Annotated in this window: 8 protein-coding genes and 1 pseudogene; 5 read left to right on the forward strand and 4 right to left on the reverse strand. The window is 66.6% G+C overall.

Translation table 11 applies throughout. The features are described 5' to 3' along the window. The 3 genes and pseudogenes from AYJ54_RS51905 to AYJ54_RS03985 form a co-directional block, all read right to left on the reverse strand. Nucleotides 1-203, reverse strand: a pseudogene (locus tag AYJ54_RS51905) (CPBP family intramembrane glutamic endopeptidase); the annotation flags it as partial. Nucleotides 204-384: 181 nt separating this feature from the next. Continuing rightward, nucleotides 385-2028: an acyl-CoA dehydrogenase family protein gene (locus AYJ54_RS03980; protein WP_063696688.1), complete on the reverse strand. Its 1644-nt coding sequence runs from the start codon at nucleotides 2026-2028 to the stop codon at nucleotides 385-387. A gap of 225 nt (nucleotides 2029-2253) precedes the next feature. After that, entirely contained in the window at nucleotides 2254-3003 is a 750-nt protein-coding gene (locus tag AYJ54_RS03985; RefSeq protein WP_063696690.1) for a M15 family metallopeptidase, read from the reverse strand. 189 nt (nucleotides 3004-3192) lie between these two features. On the opposite strand from AYJ54_RS03985, the gene AYJ54_RS03990 reads away from it, so the two are divergent. The 4 genes from AYJ54_RS03990 (at nucleotide 3193) to AYJ54_RS04005 (ending at nucleotide 7493) form a co-directional block, all read left to right on the forward strand. Continuing rightward, the gene (locus AYJ54_RS03990) at nucleotides 3193-4146 is read left to right on the forward strand and encodes an aspartate carbamoyltransferase catalytic subunit (RefSeq protein ID WP_063696691.1); all 954 of its coding nucleotides are present in this window, start codon (nucleotides 3193-3195) and stop codon (nucleotides 4144-4146) included. Nucleotides 4147-4151: 5 nt separating this feature from the next. Further along, nucleotides 4152-5453 (forward strand): dihydroorotase, encoded by a 1302-nt coding sequence (locus AYJ54_RS03995; protein ID WP_063696718.1) that lies wholly within the window; start codon nucleotides 4152-4154, stop codon nucleotides 5451-5453. Nucleotides 5454-5518: 65 nt separating this feature from the next. Next, nucleotides 5519-6115, forward strand: coding sequence for a glycerol-3-phosphate 1-O-acyltransferase PlsY (gene plsY, locus AYJ54_RS04000; protein WP_063696693.1), 597 nt, complete (start codon nucleotides 5519-5521; stop codon nucleotides 6113-6115). A 148-nt stretch (nucleotides 6116-6263) separates the two neighbouring features. After that, nucleotides 6264-7493, forward strand: coding sequence for a patatin-like phospholipase family protein (locus AYJ54_RS04005; RefSeq protein WP_063696694.1), 1230 nt, complete (start codon nucleotides 6264-6266; stop codon nucleotides 7491-7493). On the opposite strand, the gene AYJ54_RS04010 is transcribed toward AYJ54_RS04005, so the two are convergent. Beyond that, complete coding sequence (locus AYJ54_RS04010; RefSeq protein WP_063696696.1) at nucleotides 7485-8729, reverse strand: amidase; 1245 nt, start codon at nucleotides 8727-8729, stop codon at nucleotides 7485-7487. The two genes, AYJ54_RS04005 and AYJ54_RS04010, sit on opposite strands and share 9 nt — an antisense overlap. A gap of 90 nt (nucleotides 8730-8819) precedes the next feature. Between AYJ54_RS04010 and AYJ54_RS51910 the strand changes: the two genes are divergently transcribed. Further along, a partial coding sequence (locus AYJ54_RS51910; RefSeq protein ID WP_245328872.1) for a DNA-processing protein DprA occupies nucleotides 8820-9491 on the forward strand: 672 nt, incomplete at its 3' end.

Raw genomic sequence — 9491 nt, forward strand, 5'->3', positions numbered from 1 at the left:
TGGCCGACGAGCTCGATCGAGGCCATGTCGATCGGCTTGCCGCGAAGTACCGCCAGCAGGACGATCGCGCCGACTTGGCCAACGAACATCGCGACGAAGACGAGCAGGCCCCATAGCGCCGTGCCCCAGAACTTCCAGACGCGCGGGGCGAGCTCGGCCGGCGTCACGCTAAGCGGCGGATGGTCGGGATTGAGGGAGTCCATCAGGAGGCTTTCGTTAGGTACGTTGCTTTCGCCGCCTCGTCATGGCCGGGCTCGTCCCGGCCATCCATGCGCATCCGCGCGTGTGGAGAGGCGTGGATGCCCGGGACATAGGCGAGCGAAGCGACGCCGTCCTTCGGACGGCTATGCCCGGGCATGACGTTGTGGAAAGACTGTGCCCCAATCACGGCAGTGCCCGCTCCAGCAGCGCCCGAACATCACCGCTCTCCATCTCCACCGCGCCATACATGCTGGCGTGGTTGGCGGCAAGGCGTGTGGCAGCGAACAGTTCGGCATGGCGGGGCAAGACGCCGTTGAGCGCGGCGGCTGCGGCAAGCAGTGCGAGCTTCTCGACCGCAAGCCGCGCGACGCGCTCGCCGTCCGCGCGGCGGAACGTTTTGCCAATGAAAGTTGCCGCCTCGCCTGCTCCGGGCAAACCCTTCGTTTCAGCCGCGAGGCCCTGCAGCACCGCCGTCGCCGCTTCCGGCTCGCGGGCGAGCGCGCGCAGCACGTCGAGGCACATCACGTTGCCCGAGCCTTCCCAGATCGCATTCACCGGCGACTCGCGATAGTGGCGCGCCAGAATGCCCTCTTCGACGTAGCCGTTGCCGCCGAGGCATTCCATCGCCTCATAGAGAAAAGCCGGCGCGCTCTTGCAGGTCCAGTATTTGATCGCGGGCGTCAGCAGCCGCATGTAGGCGGCTTCAGCCGGTTCGTGCGGCGTGCGGTCGAACGCACAGCAGAGCCGCATCACCAGCGCGACGCTGGCTTCCACATGCAAGGCCATGTCCGACAGCACCGCCTGCATCAGCGGCTGATCGGCGAGATGTTTCTGGAATACGCTGCGGTGACGCGCGTGGTGCAGCGCGTGCGCGAGCCCCGAGCGCATCAAACCGACGGACGCGATCGCGCAGTCCTGCCGCGTAAGCTGCACCATCTGGATGATGGTGCGGATGCCCTTGCCCTCCTCGCCGACGGCTTCCGCATAGGCGCCGACGAATTCCACTTCCGAAGACGCATTCGAGCGGTTGCCGAGCTTGTCCTTCAGCCGCTGGAACTGGATCGCGTTCACTGATCCATCCGGCGCAAAGCGCGGCATGAAGAAACAGGTCAACCCATTGTCAGCCTGCGCCAGCACGAGGAACGCATCACACATCGGCGCCGACATGAACCATTTGTGGCCGGTGATGCGATAGGCGTTCCCGTCGCGAACCGCGCGCGTCATGTTGGCGCGCACGTCGGTGCCGCCCTGCTTCTCGGTCATGCCCATGCCGAGCGTCATGCCGCGCTTGTCCCACCACGGCGCGAAGGCGGGATCGTAGCTTGTCGTCGACAGCACCGGCATCACGCGCGCCAGCAAATGCGGCTGCATCGCCAGCGCCGCGACCGAGGCGCGCGTCATCGTGATCGGACAGAGATGTCCGGTCTCGACCTGTGAGGCGATGTAAAACCTCGCCGCACGAATAACCTCGGCAGCGTTGCCAGCGGGCCTGCCATCCGCTGTCCAGGTGGAATTGTGCACGCCGGCATGCGCGCTGTGCGCCATCAGCTCGTGATAGGCGGGATGAAACTCGACCTGGTCGCGGCGGTTGCCTTTTGAATCAAAGGTGCGGAGTTTCGGCGTGTTCTCGTTCGCCACGCGGCCGCGTTCGGCCATCGCCGCCGAGCCCCAATGCTTGCCGAACACGGACAGTTCCTGTTCCGCCGCGGCGCCGCCGTTGGCCTTCACCGCCTCGACCAGAGGACGGTCGGTCACGAAGAGATCGACGTCCTCGAACGGCGGCGACTGGTTGAAGACTTCGTGGGTGGCAAAGCTCGGCTGGGTCATCGAATGTTCCGGGTTTGATGACACTCTAGCAGCGGTGGTTCTTCACCTCTCCCGGAGGGAGAGGTCGGAGCGCGCCTGGCGATGCGAAGCATCGTCCAGAGCGCTCCGGGTGAGGGGATCAGGTCCCTCGATAGACTTGATCCCCTCACCCGCGCCTTTGGCGCGACCTCTCCCTACGGGAGAGGTGATCCGACTCGTGGCTACGCCATGCATTAACGCCACATTCTACCTCTTCCGCGGCTGGATCGGGAAATCATAGGCCGCCCCGCCCGCCCCCGGCAGGGAAAAATGCCACCACTCCTTCGAATAGTTCACAAAGCCTTGCCTGGACATGGCAGCGACCAGCCGCTTGCGCCAGGCGCGCTGCCCCGGCGCGATCGACGGTGCGGCGGTATGGCCCTTCACATCGGTGCAGTCATAACCGGTGCCCATATCGACGCTGCCTTCCGGCGCGCGGGCCTCGACCGGCGCCGTGCAGTCGGCATAGGCTTTTGATGAATCGTATTTGGCCGAATTGTCGGCCTTGAGGTCGACGAGTGTCAGATCGAGCGCAGCACCGGTGGAATGCTGCGAGCGGCTCGCGATGTAGCCCAGGCGAAACAGTTCGGTCTTGGAAATCTTCGGATTGTAGCGCCGTTCAGCGGCTGTCTCCCGGCCGTTCTGCGACCACGCAACCATGTCGAGAGACGCGCGCGCCGGCCGGTAGCAGTCGAACATCTTGAGCGAGAGGTTTTGCCCGCTGAGCTCCTGCTGGACCGCCTTCAGCCGCATCCCCACCTCCCGCTTCACCACGCATTCGCCGGCGCCGTAGCCGCGCAGCGGACGGCCGACGAAATTGTTTGACGTGGCGTAGCGGATGTCCTGGATGATGCTGGGGTCGATGTCGCGCAAGTAGACGAAGCCGCCGGGGAGCGATTGGGCGTGGGCGGATGAGGCAGCGGCGATTGCTACAAATGCAGTAAGAATTGCTTTCACGATGCCTCCACGTTCTCTGGCGTCATTCGGGGGCGATGCGAAGCATCAAACCCGGAATCTCGAGATTCCGGGTCTGGCGCTGGCGCGCCATCCCGGAATGACTGTGCGCGAGACTGATCGGGGGATAACTCACTTCGTCAGTTTTGGCCCTTGCCCCACCCCCCATCCACGCCTATAGCTCTGCTTTTAATGACCTCCGCATCGAAATCGACCTTCGTCCTCGGTCACCGGCATCTGCTGGGCATCGAGGGCCTTTCCGCTGCCGACATCACCGGGCTGCTCGACCTGTCCGAGGAATATGTCGAGCTCAACCGCCAGGTGGACAAGAAGCGCACCGTGCTCCGCGGCCGGACGCAGGTGAACCTGTTCTTCGAGGCCTCCACCCGGACCCAGTCCTCGTTCGAGCTCGCGGGCAAGCGCCTCGGCGCCGACGTCATGAACATGTCGGTGTCCTCGTCGTCGATCCGCAAGGGCGAAACCCTGATGGACACCGCCGTCACGCTGAACGCGATGCACCCGGACATCCTGGTGGTGCGCCATCACGCCTCCGGCGCGGTGGAACTGCTGGCGCGCAAGGTCGACGGTTCCGTGATCAATGCCGGCGACGGCGCGCATGAGCATCCGACGCAAGCCCTGCTCGACGCGCTGACCATCCGCCGCAACAAGGGCCGGATCGAGGGGCTCGTGGTCGCGATCTGCGGCGACGTGCTGCATTCGCGCGTCGCCCGCTCCAACATCATCCTGCTCAACACCATGGGCGCCCGCGTCCGCGTCGTCGGTCCCTCCACGCTGCTGCCTCCGGGGATCGAGCGGATGGGCGTCGAAGTCGCGCGCGACATGCGCGAGGGCCTCGAAGGTGCCGACATCGTGATGATGCTGCGGCTCCAGCGCGAGCGCATGAACGGCTCCTTCGTGCCCTCGTCCAGCGAATACTTCCACTATTTCGGGCTCGACCAGAAAAAGCTCGCTTACGCCAAGCCGGACGCACTCGTGATGCATCCCGGTCCCATGAACCGCGGCGTCGAGATCGACTCGGCCGTCGCCGATGGCGCGCAGTCCCTGATCCGCGAACAGGTGGAGATGGGCGTCGCCGTACGCATGGCCGTGCTGGAAGCGCTTGCCCGCAACTTGCCGAACGCGTGATGCCGATGTTGACCGACCGCCGCCCGATCCTGCTCGCCAACGCCCGCGTCGTCGATCCCTCGCGGGATTTCGACGGCGTTGGCGACGTCCTTCTTGCTGACGGCATCGTCCGCGAAACCCGGCGCGGCATCGGCGCCGCCGGCGTCCCGGAGGGCACCGACATCGTCAACTGCTCCGGCAAGATCGTCGCACCCGGCCTGATCGACATGCGCGCCTTCGTCGGCGAGCCGGGCCTCAGCCATCGCGAGACCTTTGCCTCCGCAAGCCAGGCGGCCGCGACCGGCGGCATCACTACCATCATCTGCCAGCCCGACACCTCGCCCGTCATCGACAATTCAGCGACGGTCGATTTCGTCATGCGTCGCGCCCGCGACACCGCAATCGTCAACATCCAGCCGATGGCGGCGCTGACAAAAGGCCTGCTCGGCGAGGAGATGACCGAGTTCGGGCTCCTGAAGGCCGCCGGCGCGGTCGCCTTCAGCGACGGCGACAAAAGCGTGACCAACGCGCAGGTGATGCGTCGCGCGCTGACCTACGCGCGTGACTTCGACGCGCTGATCGTGCACCACACCGAGGATCCGCATCTCGTCGGCGAAGGCGTGATGAACGAGGGCGAATTCGCGACCAGGCTCGGCCTCATGGGCATCCCCAACGCGGCCGAAGCGGTGATGCTGGAGCGCGACATGCGTCTCGTCGCGCTGACCGGCGGCCGCTATCACGCGGCCTCGCTGTCCTGCGTCGACTCTCTCGACATCTTGAAGCGTGCCCGCGATGCGGGCCTTGCCGTCAGCGCGTCGGTCTCGATCAACCACCTTGCGCTGAACGAGAACGACATCGGCCCCTACCGGACGTTCCTGAAACTGTCTCCGCCGCTGCGGACCGAGGACGATCGCCGCGCGCTGGTCGCGGCCATGGCCTCCGGCCTCGTCGACGTCATCATGTCCGATCACAATCCGCAGGACGTCGAGGTCAAGCGCCTGCCGTTCGCGGAAGCCGCCCCCGGTGCCGTCGGACTCGAAACCATGCTGCCCGCGGGCCTGCGGCTGGTGCATAATGGCGAGATGGAACTGACGACGCTGATCCGGGCGATGTCGACACGGCCCGCCGAGCTGCTCGGCCTGCCGGGCGGAACCTTGCGCCCCGGTGCGCCGGCGGATGTCATCGTGATCGACCCCGATACGCCGTGGGTCGTCGATCCCGCCGATCTCAAATCGCCGTGCAAGAACACCCCGTTCGACGAGGCCCGCTTCACAGGCCGCGTGATGCGGACCATCGTCGGCGGGCGGACGGTTTATGAACATGTCTAGGATGGCGTTCAGCACGCCTGGATCGGATCATGCGTGGCGTCTCAGTCGGACATGGAGGGTCGGCCATGGGGCTTGAAGCGTTCCTGCCGGTTGCCTTCATCATCGGCTATCTCCTCGGCTCGATCCCGTTCGGCCTGGTGCTGACGAAACTTGCGGGCACGCAGGACCTGCGCTCGGTCGGCTCCGGCAATATCGGCGCCACGAACGTGCTGCGTACAGGACGCAAGGGGCTCGCCGCGGCAACCCTGCTGCTGGACGCGCTCAAGGGCACCGCGGCCGTGGTGATCGCCGGTTACATCGCCGGCCCCAACGCCGCCATGGTGGCGGGGCTCGGCGCCTTCCTCGGCCATCTTTTCCCGGCCTGGCTCAAGTTCAAAGGCGGCAAAGGCGTCGCCGTCTATATCGGCATCCTGCTCGGGCTGTTCTGGCCGGGCGCAGTGGTCTTCTGCCTGCTGTGGCTCGCGACCGCCTTCACCACCCGCTACTCCTCGCTGTCCGCCCTGGTCGCGAGCTTCGTGACGCCGCTGTTCCTGTGGTGGTTCGGCCACCCTGCCCTGGCCTCGCTCTTCGCGGTGCTGACGCTGCTCCTGTTCTACATGCATCGCGAGAACATCAAGCGGCTGCAATCGGGCAAGGAGAGCCGGATCGGACAGAAATCGTAGTCCGGAAAAAGTACGGATACCGCCGCAGCTCTTCCGCATTAAATGCCAATTCCTGTTCGCAACTTCCAGCGCGTTCCCGGCCGGAGTGGCCAACGAGTTCGTGGCCTGTCATCCTGACGATGGAAACGGCGTTATACGGTTGCTCAGAATGAGCGAGAAGATTGTTGGCGCGCATGACGAAGGTGGCTCGCAGGGTGCTGTGCGCACTGCGGCAAGCATGCTGCTCTCGTCGACCGATATCTGGTCCGGGGCTCCCTCGCCGCCTCCGCCTCCGGCCGCGATGCCTGCGCCCGCTTCGCCGCCATCACTGGCGCCAACTCCTGTTGTCCAGGCAGCTCCCACGATCGAGGCGGTGACCGCCATCGCCACTGTCGCGCCGGACCGGCCTCACGCCCGTTCCGGGCAATGGCCGCCGCAACGGTTGTCGCTGGCGCTTCAGGGCGGCGGCACATTTGCCGCCTTCACCTGGGGCGTCCTGGAGCGGCTCCTTGAAGAGCCGGCCATCGAGATCGATACCATCAGCGGCGCCAGCGCCGGCGCCATCAACGCCCTGCTGCTCGTCTCCGGCCTCGCCGAAGGCGGGCGCGAAGGTGCCCGCGCCCGGCTGAACCGGTTCTGGGTCCGGCTGATGCATGAGGCCTCGTTCCGCTCGCTGATGCTGGTCGGCGGATTTTCGCCGGCGGGAAGCTCGGTCGCGTTCGGGCCGACGCTGCGCTCCGGCCAGTTCGATCCGTTCGATCTCGATCCGCTGCGGCAGGCGCTGTCGCGCGACATCAATTTTGCCGCCCTGCGCGAGGCAGGTTGCCCAAAGCTCCTGATCGCGGCGACGCGGATCCGCGACGGGCAGCAGCAGATCTTCGGTAATGACGCGATCACCGCCGACGTCGCGCTGGCCTCGACCTGCCCGCCCTTGGTTCACTGCGCCGTCGAGATCGACGGCGAGGCCTATTGGGATGGCGGCTTCGGCGGCAATCCGCCGCTGCTACGGCTGGCGCAGAACTCGACGGCCTCCGACCTTCTGCTGGTCCAGGTCACGCCGACGCGCGACAGCTATGTGCCCATCACGCTCGCGGCGATCGACCGCCGGCTCGACCAGATCGCGGCAAATGCCGCGCTCAATGCGGAGGTCGGGGCGCTGGAATGGGCGCAGTCACGCGCCGCACCGGATTTGCGCCTGTTCCGTCTCGCGGCGGAAGACGAGATCGATGGCCTGGCGCAGCGCTCGTCGACCGATCTCGGCCGCGGCTTCATCCGCCTGTTGCACCGAAGCGGCCGCGAAGCCGCCGACCGGTGGCTCCGGAAAGGTGCCGGCGTCAGCGAGCCGTCATCCAATGCGGCCGATCAGCAGGCTGAGCGCGCCGAGCCGGCGCTAGTTTGATTTCGCCAGCGCCTCTTCCAGGAAACGCGCAACCGCAAGCGCGCCGGGATCGTTGCCGAAGCGCGCGATCACCTGCACGCCGATCGGCAGGCCGCCGACCTTCAACACCGGTACATTGACGCAAGGATTGCCCATCAGCGTCCACAGCCGGTTGTAGCGGGGGTCGCCGGTGGTGGCGAGCTCCTTGGCCGGCGCTGTGCCCGGCGCCGAGTAGGTCAACAACACGTCGACGCCCTCGAACACTTCGCCGAGCTCGCGGCGGCCGCGCCGCCCGATCCGGCGCGCCTCGTCATATTCCTTCGGTGTGAGGCCCACCGTTGCATCGAGACTGGCGCGCAGCATCGGTGCGATCTCGTCGTGACGCTCCGAAAACTCCCAGGCGAGCGCGCGATGCGCCTCAAAGTCCTGGATGATCGGGTGAATGCGCCAGGCCTCCCGCACCGCCTCGGGCACGTCGACAGTCTCAACGCTGGCGCCGGCACGCTCGGCCGCCTTGATCGCCGCTTGCAGCCCCTGCTCGGCCGCGGGCTCCACGGGACCGGCAAAGTCCTGCCTCACCACGCCGATGCGCGGCGACCTCACAGCGACGATGTCGGAAAACTCGGTACGACCAGTCATCGCCAATAGTCCGCGCGCAAGATCCTCCGCGCGGGCACCGAACAGGCCGACCGTGTCGAGCGCCCAGGAGTAGCACTTGACGCCGACCGTCGGCAGCATGCGGAACGACGGCTTGATGGCGGCGACACCGCAATAGGCGGCGGGGCGGATCACCGAGCCGCCGGTCTGGGTGCCCAGCGCCAGCGGCACCATGCCGGCGCCGACGGCCGCCGCCGATCCGGACGACGAGCCGCCCGGCGAATGGCCCGGATTGTGCGGATTGAGCGTCGGCGTCGGATCGCGCGAGGCGAACGCCGTGGTCGTGGTCTTGCCGATGATGGTGGCGCCGGCACGCTTCAGCATCATCACGACCGGCGCGTCGCTGCGCGGCTGCCAGCCGCGATAGATCTGTGAGCCCATCTCGGTCGGGAAATCGGCGGTGTCGATGATGTCCTTGATGCCGACCGCGATGCCACGCAGCGGACCGGAGGCCTGCGCCTTCGCCGAACTGGCGCGGCAGACGAAGGCCCGGACATCCTTCTCCCGCGTCTCGATCGCCTCGAGCGATTGCACGATCGCGGCATCAGGTGACAACTCGCCGGCTTCGATACGGCGCTGGAGGTCGGCGAGTGAGATCATAGCAAAATCCTTCTTATTGGATTCGCTTTTAGCATCGCAGCAAGGTCGCGCAAGCGCAGGCCGCTGTTGCTCACGCGCTCAGGTTGTTCCATGCTGTGCCTGCAAGGAGACGCCGTGGACGCCATCAATTCAAGCCTGGAGCTGACCGAGGCCGAACGGATCGACCGCCTGCGGCTGATCCGTTCCGACAATGTCGGCCCGCGCACCTTCCGCTCCCTGGTCGATCATTTCGGCTCTGCACGGGCCGCGCTGGAGCGGCTGCCGGATCTCGCGCGTCGCGGCGGTGCGACGCGATCGGGCCGCATCTGTAGCGCAGATGAGGCGGAGGCCGAGCTGGCCGCCAGCCGAAAGCTCGGCATCCCATGGCTCGCGCCCGGCGAGAACGGCTATCCGGCAAGGCTGGCGACGCTCGACGATGCGCCGCCGTTGCTCGCGGTGCGCGGCGCCGTCGCAACGTCGATGCGGCCGATGATCGCGGTCGTCGGTTCGCGCAACGCCTCCGGCGCAGGGCTGAAGTTTGCCGGCCAGTTGGCCCGCGAACTCGGCGAAGCCGGTTTCGTGATCATCTCGGGGCTCGCGCGCGGCGTCGACCAGGCCGCGCACCGCGCGAGCGTTGCGAGCGGCACGGTCGCCGTGCTGGCGGGCGGCCATGACTGCATCTATCCACCTGAGCACGGCGAGTTGCTTCTCGCGATCCTCAGCCAGAACGGCACGGCGATCTCCGAAATGCCGCTCGGCCACGATCCGCGCGCCCGCGACTTC

The organism is Bradyrhizobium centrolobii, assembly GCF_001641635.1.
Taxonomy (GTDB): domain Bacteria; phylum Pseudomonadota; class Alphaproteobacteria; order Rhizobiales; family Xanthobacteraceae; genus Bradyrhizobium; species Bradyrhizobium centrolobii.

Bases quoted from the DNA above. Each gene is read 5' to 3' on its own strand.
- AYJ54_RS03995 (WP_063696718.1), top strand. From the start codon at position 4,152: ATGTTGACCGACCGCCGCCCGATCCTGCTCGCCAACGCCCGCGTCGTC.
- AYJ54_RS04010 (WP_063696696.1), bottom strand. From the start codon at position 8,729: ATGATCTCACTCGCCGACCTCCAGCGCCGTATCGAAGCCGGCGAGTTG.
- AYJ54_RS03990 (WP_063696691.1), top strand. From the start codon at position 3,193: ATGACCTCCGCATCGAAATCGACCTTCGTCCTCGGTCACCGGCATCTG.
- AYJ54_RS03980 (WP_063696688.1), bottom strand. From the start codon at position 2,028: ATGACCCAGCCGAGCTTTGCCACCCACGAAGTCTTCAACCAGTCGCCG.
- AYJ54_RS04005 (WP_063696694.1), top strand. From the start codon at position 6,264: ATGAGCGAGAAGATTGTTGGCGCGCATGACGAAGGTGGCTCGCAGGGT.
- plsY (WP_063696693.1), top strand. From the start codon at position 5,519: ATGGGGCTTGAAGCGTTCCTGCCGGTTGCCTTCATCATCGGCTATCTC.